Below are 23,162 nucleotides of genomic sequence, written 5' to 3' on the forward strand. Positions count from 1 at the left end.
CCCGCCGCACCGCGCCCACGATGCCCTGCCGCCCGCCCAGCGCCCCAATGTCCCGCAGCACCCACCGCGGCCCGCCCCACCGCGTCGCACCCCGCCCGTCGGCCACCGCGCACCCCGCCCGCGCCGCCTGTCCACCGCGCCCGCGCCGCCTGTCCACCGCGGCCGTACCGCCTGTCCACCGCGGCCGTACCGCCTGTCCACCGCGGCCGTCCCGCCGTCCACCGCGGCCGTACCGCCGCCCGCCGAGCCGGCGATGCCCCGCCACTCGCCGCGCCCCGCCCGTACGTCAACCCCACTGCCTCAGGCCCCGGCCCTGTCACGCCCCGGCCCTGTCACGCCCCGGCCCTGTCACGCCCCGGCCCTGTCACGCCCCCGCTCGCCCGCCTCGACGAGCACCTCCCCGGCCGCGGTCCGCGAGTACAGCACCGACCGGCCCGCCCGCCGCCGCTCCACCAGCCCCGCGTCCAGCAGCACCCGCAGATGCCGCCCGACCGAGCCGAGGCCCTGCCCGGTCACGCCGACCAGCTGACTGGTGCTCATAGGGTCGCCGAGCAGGACCAGCACGCCCGCCCGGGCCGGCCCGAGCAGCGCGCCCAGAGCCGCGGGCACGGTCCGGGCACCGTCGTCCGCGAGGACACCCGCGCACGGATAGACGACCGCGTACCGCTCGGCTTCCTCCCACGACACCCAGCCGTGCCGCTGCGGGGTGATCGGTACGAGAACCAGCTCGGCCCCGGCGAGCTCGCGCGGCGGGTACGCGTTCAGGTTGATCTGGAGCCGGCTGTCGCCGAGCCAGCGCGTGCCCGGCCGCAGGGCGTCCAGCACGGCCGCCCAGCCTCCCCGGCTCACCTGCGCGATCCGCGCGACGACATCGGCCTCCAGGACCCGGCGGCGCCGGTCCCAGTCCGGCCGTACGGCCTCGGACCAGACGTACTCCAACAGCGCGGCGGCGCGTTCGGTCAGGTCGTCGCGGTCCAGCGCGGCGGGGAGCGGGCGGCCGGCGAGGGAGACGCGCAGATCCGCCCGAGCCCGGCCGGGGCGGACCGCCCGGATCCGCGCGACGCCCTCCTCGAAGGTCTCGTCCTCGCGCGGGGTGGGTGTGAGGAAGTCGGCGATCCACTCCCGGCCGACCCCCGACCGGACGAGCAGCGCGGTCACCGGATCGCCCGCCAGTCGGCTCCGGTAGGCGGGCAGGTGGGTGTCCAGCCAGGCCCGTTCGCCCGGGTGCCCGGCCACCTCGGCGTGCAGGAGTTTCAGGCAGGCGAAGGTCTCGGCGAGCGGCGAGAGGACGAAACGGCTGCGGGCGAGCGTGTCGGCGCTGATCTGCCACCAGCCCACACCGCCCCGCCCCCCTCGGTCCACACGCGCCGCGCGGGCCGCCCCCACCTTTCGCGTCCGCGCGAAACAATAACGGCCGGTACCCGGCCCGCTCCAGACTCCCCGCATGCCAGACACCAGCCGCAAGAGCTACGCGGACCTCTTCCGCACCCCGGAGTTCAGCGCCCTCTTCCTCTCCACCTCGGCGGGCATCGCCGCTCAGACGGTGAGCGGCCTGGCACTCGGCACACTGGTGTTCCGGGCGACGAACTCACCGCTGCTGTCCGCGGTGAGCATGTTCGGCCCGGCACTGGCACAGGTGGTGGGCGCCACGTTGTTCCTCTCCGGCGCCGACCGACTGGCGCCGCGCGCGACGCTGGCGGGCCTCTCGCTCGCGTTCGCCGCCGCCACCGCGGCCCTCGCACTGCCCGGCCTGCCGCTCTGGGCGATGTTCGCCATCGTCCTCGCCGAGGGCCTGATCGCCTCGCTCGGCGGCGGGGTGCGCTGGGGCCTGCTGAACGAGATCCTCGCCGGGGACGGCAGGAGCGAGGACGGCAGGAACGAGGACGGCAAGGACAGGGAAGGCAGGAACGGGGACGGCAAGGGCGGCTACCTGGCCGGGCGTTCGCTCTTCAACATGATGAGCGGCATCATGCAGATCACCGGGTACGCGGCCGGCGGCGCCCTGCTGACCCTGCTCGCGCCCCGCCTGTGCCTGCTGCTCGCGGCCGGCCTCTACGGCACCGCGGCCTGCCTCGCCCTCCGGCTGACCCGCCGCCCGCCGCGTGCCTCCGGCCGCCCCTCCGTGGCCGCCACCCACCGCACCAACGCCCTGCTGTGGCGCTCCGCACCACGCAGGCACGTCTACCTCGCCCTGTGGCTCCCCAACGGCCTCGTCGTCGGCTGCGAGTCGCTGTACGTCTCCTACGACCCCGGCGCCGCGGGCACGCTGTTCGCCTGCGCGGCGCTGGGCATGCTGGCCGGGGACGTGGCGGTCGGGCGCCTGTCGCCGGTCAGGCTGCGCCCCCGCCTCGGCATCCCACTGCTGGTGCTGCTGGCCGCGCCGTACCTCGTCCTCTTCCTGCGCCCGCCGCTGCCGCTGACGGCCGTGCTGGTCGCCCTCGCCTCCGTCGGCTTCGGCGCGAGCCTGGTGCAGCAGGAGCGCCTGGTCGCCCTGACGCCGGGCGAACTCGCCGGGCACGCCCTCGGGCTGCACTCCGCCGGGATGCTCACGACGCAGGGCGTCGCCGCGGCCCTGGCGGGCACGGTCGCCCAGTTCAGCTCGCCGGCGACGGCGATGACCGTGATGGCGGCCGGCTCACTCGTGGTGACGCTCACGCTGACCGTGGCGAGCCGGCGGAACGCGGCCGACGGCGGCCTGCTGCCGAGGCGGGCGGCACGGGCGGCGGCCTGACGCCCGTCGTAGCCGGTCCAGGCGCAGCCGGCGGGCGCCGGCCGGCGCGTCCGCCGGCCTCGATTGGGTTAAGGACCGCCCGGCCACTCCTGCGCCAGCAAACCGTTGCATAGTCTAAGAGACTGGGGAGGGACGCCTGAGAACAGGGAGAAGGCGGCTCTTGAGCGCTGCGACACCGGAGTAGTCATGACCGTGAAGAAGTCGCCATCCAGTTCCACGATGCTGTCCTGGATGCCCGTGGCGGCCATGACGGTGGTCGCCTTGGTGGACGTCACGGCCGGACCGGACGTGGGTCTTCTGCCCCTGGTGTCGCTGGGACCGGCGTTCGCCGGCCTGGTCGGCGGCTGGCGGCGTACGGCGGTGATCGGACTGGTCGCGCTGCTGCTCTGCGTGGGCCTCGGCCTGTTCAACGGGCTCTTCGACCGCCCCCGCGGCTTCACCGCCATGGCGTCGGTGGCCGGGGTGACCGGCGTAGGGATCGCGGCGGCCGTGATGCGTTCGCGCCGGGAGGCGGAGCTGGCCAACGTGCGGTCGATCGCGGAGGCGGCCCAGCGGGTGCTGCTGCGTCCGGTGCCGCTGACCGCAGGCCCGCTGCACGCGGCCGTCTCGTACACCTCGGCGCTCGCCGAGGCCCGGATCGGCGGCGACCTGTACGAGGTGGTGGCCTCCCCGCACGGCGTCCGGGTGATCGTGGGCGACGTGCAGGGCAAGGGCCTGGCGGCGGTGGAGACCGCGGCCAGGGTCCTCGGTGCCTTCAGGGAGGCGGCGTACGACGAGAAGGACCTGGTCAAGCTCGGTGAGCGGCTCGAACGCAGCGTCGCCCGCGAGCTGGAGGACGAGAAGTTCGTGACCGCGATCCTCGCCGAGATCGGCTACGACCACCAGGTCGTCCTCCTCAACTACGGCCACCCGGCCCCGATGGTCGTCCACCCGGACGGCACCGCCGACTTCCCGGAGCCGCCCGCCTACGCCCTGCCGCTGGGCCTGGCCGCGCACGGCGGCCCCGGACCGGAGCCGTTCCCAGTGTCCTTCATCCCCGGTGACCAGCTGCTTCTCTACACCGACGGGGTCACGGAGGCCCGGGACGAGGAGGGCGGCTTCTACCCGCTCGCCGAACGCGCCCACCTCCTGAAGGAACCCGACGTCCACCGCGCCCTGGACGCGCTCCGAGAGGACCTGGTGCGGCACGCGGCCGGTCCGCACCACGACGACGCGGCGATGCTGCTGCTGCGGTACCAGGGGCACGCCGGTGGAGGCGCCGCCGCCCCGGCGGCGTGAGCGGGCCGTAAGGACCCGCTCCGCGGAAGCGCCGGCAACGTGACCACGGTTGCCCGAGTGCCCGAGTGCCCGAGTGCCCGAGGTAGTGCCTGCGCTACCTCGGACCGGGTCGCAGGCGGGATGGGTTCACGCGGCCGGCGGTCCTAGCGTCGAGTTGTCCTGCTCCGCGCTTGCCCCGGAAGGCGTTTCCACCATGTCAGTGACCTCGGCCGACCTCGCCGTCAGCCTCGAACGCGTACGGAAGACGTACGGTGGTGATCAGCCGGTGGTGGCGTTGAACGACGTGGACCTCCGCTTCGTGCGGGGCACGGCGACCGCGGTGATGGGACCCTCCGGCTCCGGCAAGAGCACGCTGCTGCACTGCGCGGCGGGCCTGGACCGCCCCGACGCCGGGACGGTCCGGATCGGGTCCACCGACCTGGCGACGATGTCGGAGAAGCGGCTGACCGAACTGCGCCGCAGCCGGATCGGCTTCGTGTTCCAGGCGTTCAACCTCGTCGGCGCCCTGAACGTCGAACAGAACATCCTGCTGCCCTCCCGGCTGTCCGGGCAGCGGCCGGATCCGGCGTGGGTCGCCGAGGTCGTCGCCCGGGTCGGGCTGGGCGAGCGGCTGCGGCACCGGCCCGCGCAGCTGTCCGGCGGTCAGCAGCAGCGGGTCGCGATCGCACGGGCGCTGGTCACCCGCCCCGAGGTGATCTTCTGCGACGAGCCCACCGGCGCCCTCGACACCCGCACCGCGGCCGAAGTCCTGTCGCTGCTGCGGTCGGTGGTCGACCAGGCCGGGCAGACCGTCGTCATGGTGACCCACGACCCGGTCGCCGCCTCCTACGCGGACCGGGTCGTCGTACTCGCCGACGGGCGGGTCGTGCAGGACATGCCGCAGCCCGGCGCCGAGCGGATCGCCGAACACCTCGCGCACCTCGGCGGCCACCAGCCCGCCGCCCAGTCCGCCGCCCGGTCCGAAAACCCGTACGCCGCCCCGTACGCCGGGCAGCCCACCGCCTCGTACATCGCCCCGTACGCCGCGCAGCCCGCCGTGCGCCGGGAGGGCTGAACCGTGCTCACCCTGGCCGCGCAGATGCTGCGCCACCGCAAGGGCAGCTTCGTGGCGACGTTCGTCGCCCTCGCCGCCGGTGTCGCCGTCCTCATGGCGTGCGCGATGCTCGTGGAGTCCGGCTGGCGCTACCACGGTCAGCCGCAGCGGTACGAGAAGACGGTCGCCGTCGTCGCCGACCGGGACCTGACCGTGTCCACCGAGATGTTCGGCGAGACCGAGAAGACCGTCATCGCGCTGCCCGAACGCGGCAGCGTTCCGACCGCGCTGGCCGGCGAACTCGCGGCGGTGCCCGGCGTGGAGCGAGCCGTCGGCGACCGTTCCCTCGCCGTCACCGCCGTGCGGGCACCGGGCCTCGCGGTCACCGGCCACGGCTGGGCCAGCGCCGCCCTCGCCCCGTACCGGACGGTGGACGGAGCCCCGCCTCGCTCCGACGGGGAGATCGCCGTCGACACCCGCCTCCTCGCCGGCACCGGCCTCACCCCCGGCGACTCCATGGAGATCCTCACCGGCGGAGCGAGCCGTTCCTACCGGATCAGCGCGGTCGTCGAACCGGAGGGCGGCGACGCGTCGAGCGCCGACGCCGGCGACGCGGCGCTCTTCTTCACCGACGCGCACGCCGCCAGGCTCGACCCGCGCCCGGGTCGCTTCGACGCCATCGGCGTCCTCGCCGCACCGGACGCCGACCGCGACGCCCTCCTCGCCGGCATCCGGAAGGTGACCGACAAGGCGGGGGCGACGACCTACACGGGTGACGACCGGGGCCTGGCCGAAGAGCCCGAGGCCAGGGCCGCGCGGGACTTCACCCTCCAGGCAGGCGGGGCGTTCGCCGGTTACGCCGTAATGATCATCGTCTTCGTCGTCGCCGCCACCGTCGGCCTCTCCGTACGGCACCGCCGCCGCGACCTCGCGCTGCTCCGCGCCATCGCCGCGACCCCCGGCCAGGTGCGGGGCATGATCCTCGGCGAGGTCGGCCTGCTGGCACTGCTGGCCGCGGTGGTCGGCGTCCCTCTCGGACTCGTCGCCACCGGATGGATCCGCGACGAACTCGTCACCCGAGGATTCGCCCCCGAGACGTTCACCGTGCGGGGCGGCCCGCTGTCCGGCGCCGCGGTCACCCTCGCTCTCGCCGCGGTGGCCCTGGGGTCCGCCTGGATCGCGGCCCGGCGCACCACCCGTATCCGCCCCACCGAAGCGCTGGGCGAGGCCGTCGTCGAAACCGGCCTCGGCAGCAGGAAACGGGTCGTGACCGGCCTGGCCTTCCTCGCCGGGGGCGTCGCCCTGATCGGTCTCACCGGCGCCACCGACGGCCAGACCGCCCTCGGCGCGGCCATGGGCATGCTCTACATGTTCGTCCTGGCCGTCGCTCTGCTCGCTCCCTGGATCAACCAGGCCGCGGCCCGGTTCCTCGGGCCCGTCCTGAAGGCCGTGTGGGGCAGCAGCGGCTACCTCGCCGCCGCGAACATGCGCGCCAACGCCCGTGGCATGGTCGCCGTCCTCACCGCGCTCGTGCTCTCCGTCGGCTTCGGCGGTTCCGTCTGGTTCCTCCAGGACAACCTCCAGCGTCAGACGGTCGTCCAGAGCCGTGACGGCACGCTCGCCCAGCACGCGATCGTCGGCGGCGCCGGCCTTCCCGCGTCCACCGCCGAAGAGGCCCGCCGCATCCCCGGCGTGCGGGCCGCGACGGGCGTACGGCGTACGTCGGTCGTCGTCCCGATCGACCTGGGCGCCCAGGCCGTCGTCGCACAGGGCATCGACCCGCGGGGCGTCGAACACACCCTGGACCTGCGGGTGGGGTCGGGCAGCCTCACCGACCTGAGGAAGGACACGGTCGCGGTCTCCACCGCTCAGGCGGACTCCGCGGGCTGGGAACTCGGTGACAAGGCCGAACTGTGGCTGGGCGACGGCACCCCCGTCACCCTGAAGGTCGTCGCCCTGTACGAACGCGGCTGGGGCTTCGGCGACATCACCCTCCACACCGCGGCCCTCGCCGGCCACACCGTCACCGGACTCGACGACCGGATCCTCGTCCGCACCGCCCCGGACGCCGACGCCGGCACGGTCGAGGCCCTCACCGACCTCGCGGGCCGGTACCCCGCCGCCTCGCTGGCCGACACCGACACCCTCACCGGCGAACTCGCCCAGGACCTGGCCATCAGCGGCTGGCTCAACAAGCTGCTCATCGCCGTCCTGGTCGGCTACGCGGTACTCGCCGCCGCCAACACCCTGATCATGGCGGCTCTCGCCCGGGCCAGGGAACTGTCCCTGCTGCGCCTGGTCGGCGTCACCAGAGGCCAGGTGAAACGCATGGTCCACGCCGAACAGGCCGGGCTGCTCGGCGTGGCGCTCGCCCTCGGCGGTGCGATCGCGGCCGTCACCCTCACCTCGGTCGTCCACGCCGTCGCCGGACAACGCGTCCCGTACGTCCCGGCCGCCGGCTGGATCGCCATCGTCGGCGGCACCGTCGCCCTCGCCCTGATCGCCACGATGCTGCCCATCGGCCGCGTTCTGCGCACCCCACCGGTGCAGGGCATCGGCATCCGGGAGTAACGGCGGCGCACCGGGCCGACGCCCCCGCGCACCGGCCCCGTCACCCACCGGTGACGGGGCCGTCCCCGTCACCCTCCCCCACCCGCCGGCGGCAGCTCACCGCACGCCATCACGGCCCCGGAAGCCGCTGCGCAGTGCGATGGCACACCATATGACCGCGACCGCCAGTGCCGCAGCGGCCATCGCACCCAGCATCGGCGGCTCCGGCCGCCAGCCCAGTGACAGCCGGGCGCCCATGAACGTGGGCGCGATCGCGATCACCTCCGGGCCCGCGAGCGGAACCCTGGCGGCGACAGCCCGCAGCATGGCCGCCCCCGTCAGACCGACCGCGGCCCAGACCCCCACATACGGCCACGTCTGCCCCTCGACGGCGAGCGGAATCCCGTACTCGTCGGGCCCGAGACGGTGTGACGCGGAGACCCAGGCCACCCCCACCGCGAGGACGGTGACGACCACCACCCACAACGCATGGCGCCACAACGGGCCGGGCCGCGGAGACGCTTCGTCGTCATCCGTCTCTGAGACATCGGCAATACGCGAGTCGTCGCGCAAGAATGAGCGCCCGTCGGGGAGTGAGCTTTCGTCAGTAAGAGAGCTTCCGTCAGCGGAAGAGCGTTCGTCAGCGGGAGAGCGTTCGTCTGCGCTCGAGCCGCCGCCAGGGCTCGAGCAGTCGTCAGGGCTGGGCAGGCTGCTCGATTCAGTCACGCCCACGAGGACGCACCCCGCAGGCCCGGGGTTCCCACCCGAACCGGCGCGCGGCCGGCCGGCGATCTCGCGTACCTCGAAATCGAGGACGGAGGACTCGCCGGGCGCGACCGCCGCCGACGGGCAGGTGTAGGTGAGCCGTGGTGCCGGCAGATCGGTTCGAACGCGTCCGTGTCGATCTCCTCTGTCGGCTCCTTGCGCACTTCGGTGCCCTTGGGGCAGCGTGAGGACGAGCAGAAGGGGGCCCGTCAGTAAGCTGTCGGGCACTCAGGCAAGACGGAGGCTGGTCCTTCTCCAACCAGTTCCCCAGCTATACGCCGTTCGCCACGCAGCGCGAAGTCCAGTTCTCCTGAGACTGCTTCGCCCACGCGTGAGCTTCCCAAGCCCTTTTCGTGTCCCCCTCCACGAGGGCCCGACTGTAAGCGGAGAAGGCGTCGGCCGATACCTGGAGCCGTCTGCCGAGCTCCTTGTCGTCCGTGAGCCCAGCCGCTTCCCTCAATGCCTGGGCAAGGGGAGAGTACTTCGCAGGATTCACGTGAAGCGGCGGCGCCTCGGCAGCGTCGCTGGTTGCGGCTCGTGCCTTCTCGCACGCCCTTGCCTGCTCCGGGGAGGCAACCGCCCGTTTCAGGTCATCGAACCTGTCGATACCGAAGAACCCCAGCACCGCGATGATCGACACCACGACCCCGAGCCATGTCGCGAGCTTCTGGGCTTCACTGCTCTCGGCCAACCTCAGCTCCCCGGGTCAGATCAACCGTCAGCAAGGTGAGGAGTGTAGAGCGAGGAGAGGCCGACCGGCAGGGCATCCGGCAAGCGCCTCGGTGTCCTCCGCCTGCCGCGAGGAACTGATCACGCGAAACGTCGCCAAGCTGGACGAGCCGCCCCGCACCGACAATCGTGAACTGAAGCCGTGGACCCTCGACGAGACGCTCGACTTCCTCGCGGCATCCCGTATGGACCCGCTGTACGCGGCCTTCGTGCTCGCCATCGGCATGGGGCTCCGCCGGGGAGAGATCATCGGCCTGCGCTGGTCGGACCTCGATCTCGACAGCCGCGTTCTCTACGTCCGCCAGCAGACGCAGCGCCGTCGGGGCGTCCTCTACGACGACGATCCCAAGAGCCGCCGTCGCCGGGCCGTCCCGCTGCCTGCCCTCTGTATCGCGCCCCTGCGCTGGCACCGGATGCGGCAGGCGGCTGCACGGGCCAAAGCGGGGGAGCAGTGGCAGGAGTCCGGTTACGTCTTCACCACCCGGACCGGCCGCCAGGTCGAGCCGCGGAACGTCTACCGCTCCTTTACCCGCGTCGCCGAGTCCGCCGGCCTCCGCGTCATTCGGTTGCACGACGCCCGGCACGGCACCGCCACGCTCCTCACAGCGGCCGGAGTCGCGCCTCGCGTCGTGATGGAGATCCTCGGGCACTCACAGATCAGCATCACCATGGGCGTCTACACGCACGTCGTGCAGGACACGCAGCGTGAGGCCATGAGCCACATGGACCGGCTGCTGCGGAGGCGCCCTGGTCGTCGGTGACCAACGGAGTTCAAGCACGTAGGTATCAAGGGCCCCGGACCGTCATTGGTCTGGGGCCTTCTGGCGGGCCGACAGCAGTTCGATGACGCCGCTTGATCGCAAACTTCCTTGCGGACAGACTGCCCTCCATGGGATCAGTAGGCATGGCCACCGACGCGCAGATCAAGAAGCTGCGATGAGCACCGACCTGCCCTTCTTCCGGTATCACCCGGAACCCCTGGCAAGCGGGTCCATCCGCGCGTCCGCAGAGTCGTGTGCTTGCTGCGGCCGCAGCACGGGCTGGATCTACACGGCAACCTTCTACTCCGCGCAAGAGGTCAGCGGACGCTTCTGCCCCTGGTGCATTGCAGACGGGAGCGCGGCTGATCGTTTCGCGGGTGAATTCACCGACTCCTACGGGCTCGACGGCGTGAGCGACGACGTGTTGTACGAGGTCACCCGCCGCACACCTGGGTTCCACGCTTGGCAGGATCCGCACTGGCTCGTCCACTGCCACGACGCGGGCGCCTTCGTTGGTGAAGTCGGGTACACCGAGTTGGCGGAGCATCCCGAAGCTCTCGACCAGCTGCGTGCCGACCTGCGCATCGATGGCCACCACGACGAAAGCCAGGTTGAGCGCCTCTTGACCCGCCTGGGCGAGGGGATGACCGCCATGCTCTTCCGGTGCACCGTCTGTGGTGACCACCTCGCCTACGCCGACGCATCCTGAAGATCGGCTGCCGTGGCGAGTCTGCGACACCAGATGAGGACGCGGGCGGCAGTGACCGCCCGCGTTGATGTCAGACGTGGATGTCAGAAGGGCTCACCTCCGAAAATCCGGAGGTGGGCCCCTTCTGAACTGGTGCCCCCGGCAGGATTCGAACCTGCGACACCCGCTTTAGGAGTTTTCCCTGGGTAGGGCTGTGACCTGGGGAAATGAGGGCTACAGGTGGTCTGGCCAGGGAATCACCCCTCCGTAGTTCTCACGTCTTCGCGGGGCTTCCCGTGCTGATATGTGTTGAACCTGTGCTGTAGAGGCGCACCCGGCCCGCTCGCCCACCGGCTGGCCCGGTGTGCCGTGCAACCGCGAGGGCCGGCCGACCGAGATGATCACGAAGGGCACCAGCAGGCGCCGCGAGCAAGCACCGGAAGGCGACGGCGGATTGAAGCCGGCCGGTCCGGGGCCGGCTTCCGTGGTTCAGACGGGGGTGCTCTCGTCGGGGACGAAGGGGTCTCCGTGGCCGGGGACGATCAGGGCGGGCTTGAGGGCGAGGATCTTGCGGCGGGAGGCGCGCAGGCCCTCGTGGTCGTCGGAGGTGGGATCTTCGGCGGGGCCGTGGACGCTCCACCAGGCGTGGGTGAGGACGACGGTCCCTTCGGCGGTTTCCGCGACGGTGGAGATGTCCTGGGGAGTGTGGCCGGGCGTTTCCATCAGGCGGATCGAGGGGGAGAGCTGGTACCCGTCGGCGGGACGGTCGTACCAGAGGTGGTTGTGGTAGGCGGCCCAGACGTCGTGGGCGCGCGCGTTGGGGAACAGGGCGGCGTTGAGGGTGTGGTCTGGGTGGTGGTGGCTGAAGACCACGTCGGTCACCTGTTCGGGGCTTACGCCGGCGGCGGCGAGCGGGCCCAGGATGAGTTTGCGGTCCTCGACCATGCCGGGGTCGACGACGACGATCGTGTCGCCGTCGCGCAGGAGGCAGACGGTCGAGGCGACGTGCCACGGCTTCTCGCGGCCGTCGCGGTCCGCGTTGCGTGCGTCGAGGCTGTCGTAACCGGTGGTCAGCAGGGTGAATGTGGCCGTCATGAGAGCCGATGGTCCTTCGTTGATCGTGGGGAACGACCGGATGGAGGGCGAGTTGGGCCGTCCATGCCGGGGGCTTGAGGTCGTGCGAAACCGCGCCCCGGCGCGGGTCCGGTGAACCGGCGGCGGGGCGGGAGTGGCTCGACTCAGTCGGTGGTGGTCTGCGTGCGGCGGGCGTAGGCGCGGGCGGCGCGGGCGCGGTCGCCGCAGCGCACCGAGCACCAGTGGCGGCGCCCCGCGCGGAGCAGGTAGCGGTTGCAGGGGGTGGAGGGGCAGGCCGTCAGCCGTTCGGCGTCGGGTCCGGTGAGCAGGTCGGCGGCGTCGGCGGCGAGGATGCCGAGGGCCTGGTCGACGATCTGGTCGATGGGGTGCGGGGCGGTGCGGTGCATGCCGCGGACCGAGTCCCAGCCGAGCGGGGAGGCGGTGGGCACTCGCGTGAGGGCGTCGTTGACGGCCGCCAGCGCGGTGGCGGGAGCCGGATGCCCGCCGACCTGGGCGGCGAGCAGGGCGCGTACCTGCTCGCGCAGGGAGCGCAGACGTGCCGCGCAGATCTCCTGCATGCCGGCGTCCGCGGGGGCCAGGTTGTGGTCCACCAGCCACTGGTTGGCGCCGGAGGGCGTGCCCAACACATCGAGGAACTGGCCGCCCGGCAGGGCAATGGCGCTGTTGGCCAGGTCGAGGGCGGGGTATTGCTCAGCGCCCGGTGCCGGGGGCAGCCCCGGGCCGGCTGCGTCGACGGTGGTGGCGGTATCGGTCTCACTCACGTATCTCACGCTACAGCTTGCTTCTATCCGTGACAAACGCCTATGGTCACGGATGTAAGCCAATCTATCCGTGAGGTGATTTCGTCATGGCAGCAACCGGCGCGTCCAGCGAGCAGGTCCCCATCCGTGTCTTCGGCGGTCCGACCGCCCTCATCGAGTACGGCGGGCTGCGGTTCCTGACCGACCCGACCTTCGACGCCCCCGGCACCTACCCCTCCGGCCTGGCCAAGACCGCGCCCGCCTCCGCCACGCCCGCTGATCTGGGCCGTATCGATGTGGTGCTGCTGTCGCACGACGAGCACGACGACAACCTCGACGCCTCGGGCCGGGCCCTGCTCACCGATGTCCCCCTGACCCTGACCACGCCCAGTGGCGCGGGCCGGCTGGGCGGCACCGCACGCCCTTTGAAGGACTGGGAGTCCATCGAGCTCGACCGCCCCGGTGGCGGCACGGTCACCGTCACCGGCGTCCCGGCCCTGCACGGGCCCGGAGCACGCGCGGACCTCGAACCCGTTGTCGGCGAGGTCGTCGGTTTCGTCCTGAGTGGTGACGGCCTGCCCACCGTCTACGTCAGCGGCGACAACGCCCAGCTCTCCCTGGTCCGTGAGATCGCCGACCGGTCGGGCCCGGTGGACACCGCCGTACTGTTCGCCGGCGCGGTCCGCACTCCCGTCCTGGACCGCGCGCTGCTCACGCTCGACAGCGCTCAAGCCGCCGAGGCCGCCCGCATCCTGGGCGCCCGCCGGATCGTGCCGGTCCACTTCGACAGCTGGGCCCACTTCACCGAGGGCTGCGAGCAGCTCGTGGACGCCTTCACCACCGCCGGACTGATCGACCGCGTCGAACTGGCCTGACACCGAACGCCCCTGGCCCCGCGGCGCGCCACGCGTGCACCGCGGCGGTCCTTTCCCCGGCCCCGCCACTCGCGCCAGGCCGGCGCACCGCAGAAGGAATCCCCGTGAACGACCCGATCAGGGGCACGGCGCGCGGCTCCGCTCCCGCGCCGCTGTCCGTCCTCGACACCGCCTTGGCCGGCCGCGGCGTCAGCGCCGCCGACGCCCTGTCCGGCAGCATCGCACTGGCCGAACTCGCCGAGAGGCGCGGTTTCACCCGCTACTGGGTGACCGAACACCACTCCATGCCCGGCGTCTCGTCCTCCAGCCCCGCCGTCCTGCTGGCCCGACTGACCGCCCACACCACGCGGCTGCGGCTCGGGGCGGGCGGAGTGATGCTGCCCAACCACCCCTCACTGATCGTCGCCGAGCAGTACGGCCTGCTCCAGGCCCTCGCTCCAGACCGGATCGACCTCGGTCTGGGCCGCGCCCCGGGCACCAACCAGGCCACCGCCGCCGCCCTGCGACGAGGCCGCTCCGACGACGACGACTTCCCGCAACAGGTCGTCGAGCTGCTGCGCTTCCTCGACGACGACTTCCCCGAAGAGCACCCCTACCGCGAGCGCGTCCACGCCGTGCCCGGACCGGGACAGGACAAGGAGAACGGTCTTCCGCAGACGACCGGCCGCCCCTCGGTCTGGCTGCTGGGATCCTCCGGATACTCCGCCCAGCTCGCCGCCCGCCTGGGCCTGCCCTTCGCCTTCGCCGCGCACTTCTCTCCCGATCAGGTGGCCGGTGCGCTCCAGCTCTACCGCGACCGGTTCACCCCCTCGGCCGTCCTCACCGAGCCGTACGCACTGGCCAGCTTCGCCGTCATGGCCGCCGACGACGAGCACGAGGCCCTGCGCCAGACACGCAGCTACGCCCACAGCATGATGCGCATGCTCCACGGCAAGTCCTACCTCGTACCCACCCCCGACGAGGCGGCTTCCTACCCCTACACCGCCTCGGAGCAGCACGTTCTCGACCGCTGGACCAACACCGTCCTGCACGGCGCGCCCGACCGGGTCACCGCGCACCTCGACCGCTTGCACGAGGCCGCTCGGCCCGACGAGATCATGATCGCCAGTGTGGGCCACACCCCTCAGGCGCTTCTGCGCTCGACCGAACTGATCGCCGATGCCTACACCCTGCCGAGCACACCGGTCCCCGTGTCCGCTCGCTGACGGCCCCGGGCAGCTCGCACGGGCCACCTGGCTCGCGGCCGGACAGGACCATGTAAGGCACCCCAACACCACGCCCGCCCACAACCATTGGGCTCGTAACGGAGACACCATGCCCCACACCGCGGCTACGCCACCCAGCGTGTCGGCAGACGCCCCACCGGCCCCTCCCGGCCCTTCGCTCCCCGAGACGCAAAAGCGCATCCTGGTCATCCTGCTGGCGTCCCAGATCCTCAGCGGCGTAGGACTCGCGGCCGGCGTCACCGTTGCCGCCCTGCTGGCTCAGGACATGCTCCACTCCACCACTCTGGCCGGGCTGCCCAGCGCCCTGCTCACCGCAGGCTCCGCCCTCGCCGCGGTCACGATCGGCCGCGTCTCGCAGACCCGCGGGCGCCGCCCCGGCCTGGCCGCCGGCTACCTCGCAGGCGCGATCGGCGGTGCCGGAGTCGTCGTCGCTGCCGCCCTCGACAACCCGGCCCTGCTGTTCATCTCCCTCTTCCTCTACGGCGCCGGCACCGCCGCCAACCTCCAGGCCCGCTACGCCGGAGCCGACCTCGCCGCCCCGCGTCACCGCGCCCGCGCCCTGTCCACCGTCCTGGTCGCCACCACGCTGGGCGGCGTCGTCGGCCCCAACCTGACCGCCCCCGCCGGACACCTCGCCACCGCCCTCGCACTGCCCCCGCTGAGCGGCCTGTTCCTCGTCTCCAGCGCGGCGTTCGCCATGGCCGCACTGACCCTCCTGATCTGGCTGCGTCCCGACCCTCTCCTGCTCGCCCGCACCCTCCCCTCCGAGCCGGAGGGACCGGAGCGCACCGGCACAGGACCGGCGCCCCACGTCCAGCAGCCCGCCACACACCGCCGCCCCGGCCTGCCGCTGGGGGTACTGGTGATGGTCCTCAGCCAGCTCGTCATGGTCGCGATCATGACGATGACCCCCGTGCACATGCACGACCACGGCCACGGCACCGCCGCCTCCGGCCTCGTCATAGCCCTGCACGTCGGCGCGATGTACCTGCCCTCACCCCTGACCGGAGCACTCACCGACCGCTACGGCCCGAGCGTGACGGCCGCCGCCTCCGGACTGACCCTGCTGGCTGCCGGCATCCTCGCCGCCGCCGCGCCGGCCGACTCCGTCCTCCTGCTCACCGTCGCTCTCATCCTGCTCGGCATCGGATGGAACTTCGGCCTCGTCAGCGGCACCACCATCATCACGAACGCCGTCCCCCTGGCCACGCGAGCCAAGACCCAAGGCATGGTCGACGTCGCCATCGCAATTGCCGGCGCCACCGGCGGCATGACCTCCGGGATCGTCGTCGCAGCAGCCAGCTACCCCTTCCTCGCTCTCACCGGCGCCGCCTTCGCCCTCGCCCTCCTCCCCGCAGTCATCGTCGCCCAGAAAACCCCACTCCGTACACCGTCCTCGGAACGCTGACAGACCAGCGCCGACCGTCAGCCCCTCAGACACTCCGCAGCGACTTCAACGCCAGATGCATGAAGGCTCCTCGCCGTGGCGCCCGCCCCTCACACGGGCCGGGGCAGGGCGGCAACGAGGTGAGAGCCCTCGCCCGCCACCAGTGGAAACCCCAGGTCACGGCCAAACCGAGCATGAGGGCTGACGGCCGGCCTCGTGCAATCGACGGCTGAAGTCCTGCCACTCGTGCAGCGATTGGGGTCGGCGGGGCGCTGACCTGGGAATTTTCGGTCAAACGCGCGTTGACCTGCGACAACAACTCTCGGTGGTTCTCCCAGGTCAACGCCGTTTCCCAGACTCATGTGCCCTGGATGTGCCCTCCACGTATGCGAGTTTCACGCTCGACGGCCTACCAGTCCGGAAGGCGCGTTCGTGTGAGCCCGGACGGGATTTCCTCCTCCGTCAGTTCCTCCACCGGTGCCGTCCTTCGCGGTGGCGGAGTCGGACGCACTGCACGGAAGCGGCGTGCTTCGAGTGTTTCCCTGACCACCTCGGTGAGGGGGCGAGGCGCGAAAGTCCCGCCTTCTTCCATGGCCTGGCGTCGGCGTGTCCACCACCTGAACGCCCAGCGGGCCAAGGCGGCGACAAGCAAGCAGCTCAGGGCCCCGTAGACCAACGTCGAGATCGACGGCGCTTGTGGCAGGGGGGCTCGTGGGCTGTCAGCGGGCGCCTGCATCTTCCTGAGGGCACGGCTCCGCTCCAGGCAGAACGTCGTAATGCCCACCACTACCAGGGCAGTCAGATGGACTCGCAGCGCTGCTACGGCGCGTACTACGTGGGTGGCGACCGTCCCCGGCCTCTTCTGCATGATCTCGGCTGCTTCGGCTTGTGTGTACTCCAGTGCTTTGGTCGCCCATACAGCTGTGCGCTGCTGTGGCGGAAGGTTGCACAGCGCTCGATGCACCGCCAGGCGATTGGCAATCAAGTCGCTGAAGTCCGCGACGTGTACGTCCGCCGACTGAGCCTGCCAGGCACCCTTCGAGGTCGCAGTCGTCTGCCGTCGGACTTGTCGACTTGCGGCTCGTACGTCGTTGCGTATCACGACGTAGAGGTAGGCACGAGGATCACGAATCCCGGTCGGCGCGTTGAGGGCTTTCGTGAACGCGGTCTGCACCACGTCCTCTGCGGACAGAGTGGATTCTGGCAGGCGCTCGTCGGCCAGTAGCCGGCGGGCAAAGCCTTCCATCTCCCGGCAGTGTCCTTCGTACAGTGCTGCTAGATCAGCAGCGGTTGCTCCGCCGTACTTCTCAGCCACGGCCGTCCCCCCGCTTCCCGTTCTGCTTGTTCGCCTGGCTGCTGTTTCCTTGCTCACGACGAGCACGAATCAGAGCTGCCCTGGCTTGTGCCCGGTTTCGGTAGGACACGCTGTCCACCCAGCCCTTGAGACTCGGAGTCAGAACGGCGGCGACGGACAACAACGCGCCCATGATCTCCACGAAGACCTCCTCGAAGTAGCTGGCCGCCCTGCCCAGACGCTGGGCTGCGGCCGTACACAACTGGAGAGGTCCGGGAGGCGCATTCTCATGACATGGGCTCGGAGTTGTTTGAGCTCCCGATCTACCTCATGCCGGGCAACGTGCGCAGGTGGGCATGGAAGGCGACCGCGTGATCGACCATCGCAGCCTTCCACACGCGCTGTCGGCGCGGGCGATCTCCTCCCACACCGCAGCGTTGGCGGCGGCGAACGCTTCCTTGGCCTCCGCCGGTGCGGTGCGCCAGGAAGGGAAGCGGTGGGTGAAGGCGTCCGCTTCAGCGAGCGTGTGCCCGGCTTCGAGCAGGCCCAGGATGAGGATGGCGGGGTCGATCCAGGCGGCGCCGCGTGTGGGCCAGGCCCAGTCGATGATGTGGGCACGGTCGTCCACGATCAGGTTGTGCGGGGCGAGGTCGGTGTGCAGGAGGGTGTCGCCGGAGAAGAGGGCGGCAGATCCTGGCGGGGCGTAGGCGGCCCAGCGCTGTTCGGCGGCCTTGATGGGAACGTCCGTGGGAGCGGTGGTCTCCTGGAGTTCCGCAAGAGCGGCAGCAACGAGGGGCAGGTCTGGGGAGCCCGGGCTGTAGTCGGCGTGCCGCCCCGGGAGGACCTCGTATCCGAGGAGGCCCCAGCCGGCCACCTCAATGTGCCAGTACAGGCGGGGGCAGGCACGGGGGAGGTGTGGGTTGATCGCGGCCTCTCGACGCTGGGCCGGGGCCTGTGGGTGGTCGGTGGGGATGCCCTTGACGAAGACCGGGCCGTGATCGGTCTCGAGGAACGCGGCGATGCCCGAGTTCAGCCCTCCGTCGGCGGCGCGGGCGGCGTGGACGGGGCCCGCCTTGCCGGCGATGGCCTGGCGTGCCTCCACGGGAAGGTCGTGGAAGTGTCGGCGGATCACGGACACGGCGGGGTTCCTCGGAGAAGACGATGGGCTGCCCCGGCCAGCGTACGGCCGGGGCAGCGCGCCGGAGCGGAGCCCCGGTCTAGTAGGGCTGGTCGTCGCCGGCCGAGCAGCTGCACCCGGCGGACTCGGCGACGTCGACGTCCAGGTCGCCGATGATCCGGAACGTGCCCTCAGGGACCGGGGGCGCGGAGGTGGGCACGGGCAGGGTGCCGGTGGCCTCTGTGGGCGGGCGCAGGCCGATGGTGACCGGGACCGGTGCGGGCCGGGTCAGGGTGGCGCTGGTGGGAGTCATGCTCCGTAACCTCCGTGTTGGCAGTAGAGCGATCGGTTGTCCCCCGCCTCCTGGTGGAGCTTGGCCAGCGGTCGGCATGTCCTGCAGGTGCCGACCTTCGAGCAGCCGGAGCATCCACCGGTGCGGAGCTGGAGGGACTCGGCGATGCCGCCGAGTCGGGGGAGGGCGGTCAGACCCTCGGTCATGAGGTTCACGCTGGGGTCGCGGCCGATCTTGCAGACCGAGGCGATGCCATGCGGGTCCACGTGGAAGAAGGTGTGGCCGGCGTTGCAGCCGGTGAAGACACGGCGGGCGCGGACGTACTTCTGGGCCTGTGAGGCGAGCGGCTTCGCCTCTCCGTCGATCGTCGGGGACATGTTCGTGAAGACCTGGTACGGGAAGCCCCAGCGGTCTTCCACCAGGCGGACCATGTCGTCCACCTCGTGGGCGTTCTCCTCGGCGACGATGATGTTGATTCGCACGGGCAGGCCCGCCGCACGGGAGGCGTCCAGGCCGCGGCTGAAGCGGTCGAAGGCGCCGCGGTTGCGGGTGACGGCGTCGTAGGTCTCCCCGGTCGCCCCGTAGAGGCTCACCGTCAGGCGGTAGGGCCGCAGGCGGGCGAACAGCTCCTGCATCCTCACTTTGTGGAGCTGGCTGCCGTTCGTCGATACCTGGATCATCATCCCGAGCCCGGTGGCGTATTCGTACGCGGCGGCGAACTGCGGGTCGATCAGTGCCTCGCCGCCGGTGATCTGGAGCCACAGGACACCGGCGTCTCGCAGCATCGTGAGCAGGCGCGTCTTGTCGTCCCAGTCCAGGCCCTCGAACCGCTTCTCGCCGAGGTAGCAGAAGCCGCAGTCGTGGTCACAGCCGAGGTTGATCTCCCATGACGCCTTCGCGTACCCGTAGGTGGAGCGTTCACGGACGAGACCCGCACCCGCAAGGCGATCGACGACGCGCTCGCAGAAGAGTCCGAGGCAGAAGGGATCGGCGGCCCGCCCGCCATCCAGGGGACATCATCGTCGGACGCACCGCTGTGCCCTCGACGCGCTTCGGCTGCCTGACGGCCCCTGCAGCGCATGGCGAGGGCAGAAAGCGAATGCTCCGTTGCGAACCATGCCGGTGGCACGGGCGGAGGCGCACCGACCAAGGCCGCAGAAGGAACGATGTCAGATGATGGGGCACGCGTCTGATGGGAACCCGCGTGCTGGGGGCGGAGGCCCCTCCGGACCTCCGGCACGGAGGACGGCGCCGGTCCGGACCCAGGCGTCACCGCGAGGCAGGAGCGACGACCGTGACCATCTCGATCACTCACCGGGATCCCGCGGCGCTGGGAGGCGACGGCAGCATCCTCGTGCGTCAGCGCCGGGATCACGCCCGGCTCGACAGGATGATGAACTGCTGGCTGGCCGGGGGTTCGGACGACGAGCTTGATGCCCTGTGGCAGGACATCGTCCAGCTGGTGTTCAGTCACGCCTTCGCGGAGGAGACTGTTCTGTGGCCCGTCCTGCGTCGAGTGGCTCCCGACGGAGAGGAGCTCACCGGTCGGGTGGAGGAGGAGCACCAGGCGATCAACGAGCTGGTCGCACAGGTCGAGAAGTCGCCCGACGACCCTCGGCGGGCCGAGTGGATCCGGCAGGCGTTCACCCTGATCCGCCAGGACATCCGTGACGAGGAGGACGAGCTGCTGCCCCATCTGCGGGACGCGTTCGGCGACCGCCGGTTGCGGCGGATCGGCGCTGTGTGGGAGGCGGTTCGGGCGACCGCTCCGACTCGCCCCCACCCCGGCGTCCCGCGGCGCCCGCCGGGCAACGCTGTGCGAGGTGTCCCCCTGAGCCTTTTCGACCGGCTCCGTGACCTCGCACCGGCCGGTGGCTCCGCCGCCCGCCGCGTCGCGTTCACGGCCTTCGCTGCCGCAGGAGCTGCGGCCGCCGTATCCCGCGTGGTTCGTGCCACCCGCCGTCCGAAGGGCCGCTGACGCCGTTCATGCGGCTGCGGCTGATGGCGGGTGCTTCCTGTCGTCTGCCGGTCGTCAGCACCGCCGCCGGAGCGACCGCCTCACTTGTCGCGATCGTCGGCGGTTCGTCCGTGGCGGGAACCGGTGTACGCGGCGTCGCGGAGGCGTCGCAGCCGTTCGGTGGGGTGCAGGCGGGGCAGGTTGTGCGCGTAGGGGTCGTAGGACACGGTGCGGGAGGCCGGAGCGGGGCGCACCGCCTCCAGGCTCAGGGTGGCGAAGGTGCGCCAGGGCTCGTCTGGTGCCGCCGCCCGCAGGGCGAACCGGACGGGCCGGTGGGCGAGTTCCTGCCACGGAGTCGGCCGCACGTCCTCTCGGCGTGCGTCGGGCTCGTGCACCGGGAAGGCCGCCAGCACCCGCTCGCGATCACCCACCCGGTACGACAACAGGGTCGAGTACGGTCCCTTCAGGGCGTCGGACCGGGGGAGAGGCAGGTGGCGGCCGAACCGGCCGGGGCGGCTGGACGTGAACAGCAGGTCGAGCGCGCTGCCCGGACCGTCGGCGCCCTCGACGCGCACAGCCAGTCCCAGACCGTCCGGCAGCCCTCGGGGGAGGCCCAGCGCCCGTGACCAGCGCACCGTCACCGGGTAGGAGCCGGACCCGTCCAGCCACGGGACCCCCCACCGGGCCCCCGCGCCGGCGGTGACGGTCAGCGTCCCCGTGCACAGCACCCCGTGGGGGTGCAGGGCCGGCGCCGACCGCCACCGGGCCAGGCGCCGGGCGAGTCCGTGGGCGACCCTACTGATGATCATGCGGTCCTTCAGGGCTGGGGGCGGATGACGGCGCGTACGCAGCCGTCGGTCTTTTCCTTGAACATGTCGTACGCCGTCGGCGCCTCGTCGAGCGAGAGGCTGTGGGTTGCGAGCTGCGCCGTCTCGATCTCGCCCGCGGCCATCCGCTCGAGCAGCATCGGGATGTAGCGCTGCCCGTGCATCTGGGCGCCGCGCACGGTGAGCCCTTTGTTGATCACGGCGCCGAGCGGGAACTTGTCGACGGCGCCCGCGAAGACGCCCAGGATGAAGACGGTGCCCGCCTTGCGGCAGGCGTGGATGGCCTGTCGTACGGCGGTGGGCCGGTCGGTCTGGAGGCGGAGCTGCTGCTTGGCCTGGTCGTACAGGTGCATCGGCCCGTCGCTGTGCGCCTCCATGCCCACGGCCTCGATGCACACGTCCGGGCCACGTCCACCGGTGCGCTCGCGCAGTTCCGCGGCGACGTCTGTGGTGGTGTAGTCGATGGTCTCCGCACCGACGTACCGTTCGGTCATGGTCAGCCGCTCGGGGATGCGGTCGATGGAGATCACCCGCTCGGCACCCTTGAGGACCGCCGCCCGGGCGGCCATCTGTCCCACGGCGCCGCAGCCCCATACGGCGACCACGTCCCCGGGCTTCACCCCGGCCAGATCGGCGCCCATCCACCCGGTGGGCACGGAGTCAGAGACGAACAGGGCGCTGGTGTCGTCGATGCCCTCGGGGACCTTGAAGGCGCCGTAGTCGGCGAAGGGCACGCGGACGTACTCGGCGTGGCTGCCGCGCAGGCCGCCCATGGCGTGCGAGTAGCCGAAGATGCCGGCGGTCTCGTAGCCGAAGAGGGCCTGGCCGATGCCCGGGTTGGTGTTGGTGTTGTCGCACAGGGACCACAGATCGTTGGCGCAGTACCAGCAGCGCCCGCAGCCGACGAACGAGCAGACGACGACCCGGTCGCCGACCTTGTGCCGGCGTACGGCGGACCCGGTCTCCACGACCTCGCCGACGAACTCGTGGCCGATCACGTCCCCGGCGCGCATCGCCGGGATGTAACCGCCGATGAGATGCAGGTCGGAGCCGCAGGTCGTGCCCGCGATCAGCCGCACGACGATGTCCTGGTCGTTGCGCAGCTCCGGGTCCGGGACCTGCTCGACGGACAGTTTGTTCACGCCTTCCCAGCACAGCGCCTTCACAGCACTCCCTCCCCACCGGAGCGGCGGGTGAACAGCTCGACCAGCTTGCCGCCCGGCGTGGGACGGGTCGTCGGCGGCGCGTCGGGACGCAGCACCTCACCCGCCTCCAGCAGGGACTTGGCGTCACGCAGGGCGCGCCGCAGTTCCTGCCGCGGGTCCTGCCCGGCCAGACGCGCGGGTACGGACGTGGACGCGGCGGGCACGGGCTCCTTGAAGCGCGCGGCCAGTTCCGTGCCGCGATCACCCGGCGCCGGCCGGATCTGGACGTCGATCCGTTCCGCGAGGTCGTCCAGGGGCGGGGGCGGCTTCCCTGCCGAGCCCACGTCCATGGGCGGCCGGTTGACCGTCACCGTGAGCCACCGGTCGCCGGCCCGCTCGCCGGCCCCTTGCGACGGCCGGGACCGCCGTACGGCCGCCGCCCCGGCGGCCACGACCGGAACCGCCCACCACAGCTTCCTCATGAAACGCCCTCCGCTTCCGGTGTCCCGGCGGCCACCGTCCGGCGCCGGGTTTCCGTGGCCCCGCGGACGAAACGGCCACGGTCACCGCGGCCGGTGCCCGGCGCTCCCCCGTCGTCACCCGTCCGAATGGAACATGGAGCCCGTTCGGCCCGCGATCGGCTGGATGCGGGCGCGGTCCCGTACCGGAGCG

At 71.7% G+C, this 23,162-nt stretch carries 22 protein-coding genes and 1 pseudogene; 10 read left to right on the top strand and 13 right to left on the bottom strand.

Annotated features, from left to right (window positions below; all coding sequences use genetic code 11):
- Positions 1–348 precede the first annotated feature (348 nt).
- On the bottom strand, positions 349–1,338 hold the full coding sequence (locus QC283_RS17865; RefSeq protein WP_279562546.1) for an ArsR/SmtB family transcription factor: 990 nt from the start codon (positions 1,336–1,338) through the stop codon (positions 349–351).
- A 106-nt stretch (positions 1,339–1,444) separates the two neighbouring features.
- Here QC283_RS17865 and QC283_RS17870 point away from each other — a divergent pair, with 106 nt between their 5' ends.
- The 4 genes from QC283_RS17870 (at position 1,445) to QC283_RS17885 (ending at position 7,613) form a co-directional block, all read left to right on the top strand.
- Complete coding sequence (locus QC283_RS17870) at positions 1,445–2,731, top strand: MFS transporter (RefSeq protein WP_279562547.1); 1,287 nt, start codon at positions 1,445–1,447, stop codon at positions 2,729–2,731.
- Between the two features lie 186 nt (positions 2,732–2,917).
- Entirely contained in the window at positions 2,918–4,009 is a 1,092-nt protein-coding gene (locus QC283_RS17875; RefSeq protein WP_279562548.1) for a PP2C family protein-serine/threonine phosphatase, read from the top strand.
- A gap of 193 nt (positions 4,010–4,202) precedes the next feature.
- Positions 4,203–5,063 carry an ABC transporter ATP-binding protein gene (locus QC283_RS17880; RefSeq protein ID WP_279562549.1) on the top strand — a complete coding sequence of 287 codons (861 nt, stop codon included), beginning with the start codon at positions 4,203–4,205 and terminating at the stop codon, positions 5,061–5,063.
- 3 nt (positions 5,064–5,066) lie between these two features.
- Complete coding sequence (locus QC283_RS17885) at positions 5,067–7,613, top strand: FtsX-like permease family protein (protein WP_279562550.1); 2,547 nt, start codon at positions 5,067–5,069, stop codon at positions 7,611–7,613.
- A gap of 96 nt (positions 7,614–7,709) precedes the next feature.
- On the opposite strand, the gene QC283_RS17890 is transcribed toward QC283_RS17885, so the two are convergent.
- Positions 7,710–8,072 carry a hypothetical protein gene (locus QC283_RS17890; RefSeq protein WP_279562551.1) on the bottom strand — a complete coding sequence of 121 codons (363 nt, stop codon included), beginning with the start codon at positions 8,070–8,072 and terminating at the stop codon, positions 7,710–7,712.
- Between the two features lie 556 nt (positions 8,073–8,628).
- Complete coding sequence (locus QC283_RS17895) at positions 8,629–9,048, bottom strand: hypothetical protein (RefSeq protein ID WP_279562794.1); 420 nt, start codon at positions 9,046–9,048, stop codon at positions 8,629–8,631.
- Between the two features lie 91 nt (positions 9,049–9,139).
- Here QC283_RS17895 and QC283_RS17900 point away from each other — a divergent pair.
- A pseudogene (locus QC283_RS17900) lies at positions 9,140–9,847 on the top strand (tyrosine-type recombinase/integrase); the annotation flags it as partial.
- A gap of 175 nt (positions 9,848–10,022) precedes the next feature.
- Positions 10,023–10,556, top strand: coding sequence for a CbrC family protein (locus tag QC283_RS17905; RefSeq protein WP_279562552.1), 534 nt, complete (start codon positions 10,023–10,025; stop codon positions 10,554–10,556).
- 468 nt (positions 10,557–11,024) lie between these two features.
- On the opposite strand, the gene QC283_RS17910 is transcribed toward QC283_RS17905, so the two are convergent.
- Together QC283_RS17910 and QC283_RS17915 are read right to left on the bottom strand one after the other, a co-directional pair.
- Positions 11,025–11,630 carry an MBL fold metallo-hydrolase gene (locus tag QC283_RS17910; protein ID WP_279562553.1) on the bottom strand — a complete coding sequence of 202 codons (606 nt, stop codon included), beginning with the start codon at positions 11,628–11,630 and terminating at the stop codon, positions 11,025–11,027.
- A 143-nt stretch (positions 11,631–11,773) separates the two neighbouring features.
- Positions 11,774–12,391: a CGNR zinc finger domain-containing protein gene (locus QC283_RS17915; protein ID WP_279562554.1), complete on the bottom strand. Its 618-nt coding sequence runs from the start codon at positions 12,389–12,391 to the stop codon at positions 11,774–11,776.
- An 86-nt stretch (positions 12,392–12,477) separates the two neighbouring features.
- Here QC283_RS17915 and QC283_RS17920 point away from each other — a divergent pair, with 86 nt between their 5' ends.
- The 3 genes from QC283_RS17920 (at position 12,478) to QC283_RS17930 (ending at position 15,879) form a co-directional block, all read left to right on the top strand.
- Complete coding sequence (locus QC283_RS17920) at positions 12,478–13,245, top strand: MBL fold metallo-hydrolase (protein WP_279562555.1); 768 nt, start codon at positions 12,478–12,480, stop codon at positions 13,243–13,245.
- 104 nt (positions 13,246–13,349) lie between these two features.
- Positions 13,350–14,450: an LLM class flavin-dependent oxidoreductase gene (locus tag QC283_RS17925; protein WP_279562556.1), complete on the top strand. Its 1,101-nt coding sequence runs from the start codon at positions 13,350–13,352 to the stop codon at positions 14,448–14,450.
- A gap of 139 nt (positions 14,451–14,589) precedes the next feature.
- The gene (locus QC283_RS17930) at positions 14,590–15,879 is read left to right on the top strand and encodes an MFS transporter (RefSeq protein WP_443032627.1); all 1,290 of its coding nucleotides are present in this window, start codon (positions 14,590–14,592) and stop codon (positions 15,877–15,879) included.
- A gap of 388 nt (positions 15,880–16,267) precedes the next feature.
- Here the strand turns inward: QC283_RS17930 and QC283_RS17935 are convergent, their stop codons facing one another.
- The 5 genes from QC283_RS17935 to QC283_RS17955 all read right to left on the bottom strand — a co-directional run bounded on the left by QC283_RS17935 (position 16,268) and on the right by QC283_RS17955 (position 19,571).
- Complete coding sequence (locus QC283_RS17935; protein ID WP_279562558.1) at positions 16,268–17,173, bottom strand: RNA polymerase sigma factor; 906 nt, start codon at positions 17,171–17,173, stop codon at positions 16,268–16,270.
- The gene (locus QC283_RS17940; protein ID WP_279562559.1) at positions 17,166–17,354 is read right to left on the bottom strand and encodes a hypothetical protein; all 189 of its coding nucleotides are present in this window, start codon (positions 17,352–17,354) and stop codon (positions 17,166–17,168) included. The genes QC283_RS17935 and QC283_RS17940 overlap by 8 nt, the downstream gene beginning before the upstream one ends.
- Positions 17,355–17,480: 126 nt before the next feature.
- Positions 17,481–18,290, bottom strand: a complete 810-nt coding sequence (locus tag QC283_RS17945) for an aminoglycoside phosphotransferase (RefSeq protein ID WP_279562560.1) — start codon at positions 18,288–18,290, stop codon at positions 17,481–17,483.
- A gap of 79 nt (positions 18,291–18,369) precedes the next feature.
- Positions 18,370–18,582, bottom strand: coding sequence for a hypothetical protein (locus QC283_RS17950; RefSeq protein WP_279562561.1), 213 nt, complete (start codon positions 18,580–18,582; stop codon positions 18,370–18,372).
- Positions 18,579–19,571, bottom strand: coding sequence for a radical SAM protein (locus tag QC283_RS17955; RefSeq protein ID WP_336620650.1), 993 nt, complete (start codon positions 19,569–19,571; stop codon positions 18,579–18,581). Before QC283_RS17955 ends, QC283_RS17950 begins: the two co-directional genes overlap by 4 nt.
- A gap of 284 nt (positions 19,572–19,855) precedes the next feature.
- Here QC283_RS17955 and QC283_RS17960 point away from each other — a divergent pair, with 284 nt between their 5' ends.
- Entirely contained in the window at positions 19,856–20,539 is a 684-nt protein-coding gene (locus QC283_RS17960) for a hemerythrin domain-containing protein (RefSeq protein WP_279562562.1), read from the top strand.
- 80 nt (positions 20,540–20,619) lie between these two features.
- On the opposite strand, the gene QC283_RS17965 is transcribed toward QC283_RS17960, so the two are convergent.
- The 3 genes from QC283_RS17965 to QC283_RS17975 are packed head-to-tail and all read right to left on the bottom strand — an operon-like array spanning position 20,620 to position 22,972.
- The gene (locus QC283_RS17965; RefSeq protein WP_279562563.1) at positions 20,620–21,327 is read right to left on the bottom strand and encodes a phosphodiesterase; all 708 of its coding nucleotides are present in this window, start codon (positions 21,325–21,327) and stop codon (positions 20,620–20,622) included.
- Positions 21,328–21,335: 8 nt separating this feature from the next.
- Positions 21,336–22,487 (bottom strand): zinc-dependent alcohol dehydrogenase, encoded by a 1,152-nt coding sequence (locus QC283_RS17970; RefSeq protein ID WP_279562564.1) that lies wholly within the window; start codon positions 22,485–22,487, stop codon positions 21,336–21,338.
- A 20-nt stretch (positions 22,488–22,507) separates the two neighbouring features.
- Positions 22,508–22,972 (bottom strand): hypothetical protein, encoded by a 465-nt coding sequence (locus tag QC283_RS17975; RefSeq protein WP_279562565.1) that lies wholly within the window; start codon positions 22,970–22,972, stop codon positions 22,508–22,510.
- Positions 22,973–23,162 lie beyond the last annotated feature (190 nt).

Origin of the sequence: Streptomyces sp. DH41, assembly GCF_029813785.1 — a bacterium.
Classification (GTDB): Bacteria; Actinomycetota; Actinomycetes; order Streptomycetales; family Streptomycetaceae; genus Streptomyces.

What these genes read in the sequence shown, in the direction of transcription:
- QC283_RS17880 (WP_279562549.1), top strand. Translation starts at nt 4,203, where the DNA reads ATGTCAGTGACCTCGGCCGACCTCGCCGTCAGCCTCGAACGCGTACGG.
- QC283_RS17875 (WP_279562548.1), top strand. Translation starts at nt 2,918, where the DNA reads ATGACCGTGAAGAAGTCGCCATCCAGTTCCACGATGCTGTCCTGGATG.
- QC283_RS17870 (WP_279562547.1), top strand. Translation starts at nt 1,445, where the DNA reads ATGCCAGACACCAGCCGCAAGAGCTACGCGGACCTCTTCCGCACCCCG.
- QC283_RS17920 (WP_279562555.1), top strand. Translation starts at nt 12,478, where the DNA reads ATGGCAGCAACCGGCGCGTCCAGCGAGCAGGTCCCCATCCGTGTCTTC.
- QC283_RS17950 (WP_279562561.1), bottom strand. Translation starts at nt 18,582, where the DNA reads ATGACTCCCACCAGCGCCACCCTGACCCGGCCCGCACCGGTCCCGGTC.
- QC283_RS17910 (WP_279562553.1), bottom strand. Translation starts at nt 11,630, where the DNA reads ATGACGGCCACATTCACCCTGCTGACCACCGGTTACGACAGCCTCGAC.
- QC283_RS17975 (WP_279562565.1), bottom strand. Translation starts at nt 22,972, where the DNA reads ATGAGGAAGCTGTGGTGGGCGGTTCCGGTCGTGGCCGCCGGGGCGGCG.
- QC283_RS17965 (WP_279562563.1), bottom strand. Translation starts at nt 21,327, where the DNA reads ATGATCATCAGTAGGGTCGCCCACGGACTCGCCCGGCGCCTGGCCCGG.
- QC283_RS17905 (WP_279562552.1), top strand. Translation starts at nt 10,023, where the DNA reads ATGAGCACCGACCTGCCCTTCTTCCGGTATCACCCGGAACCCCTGGCA.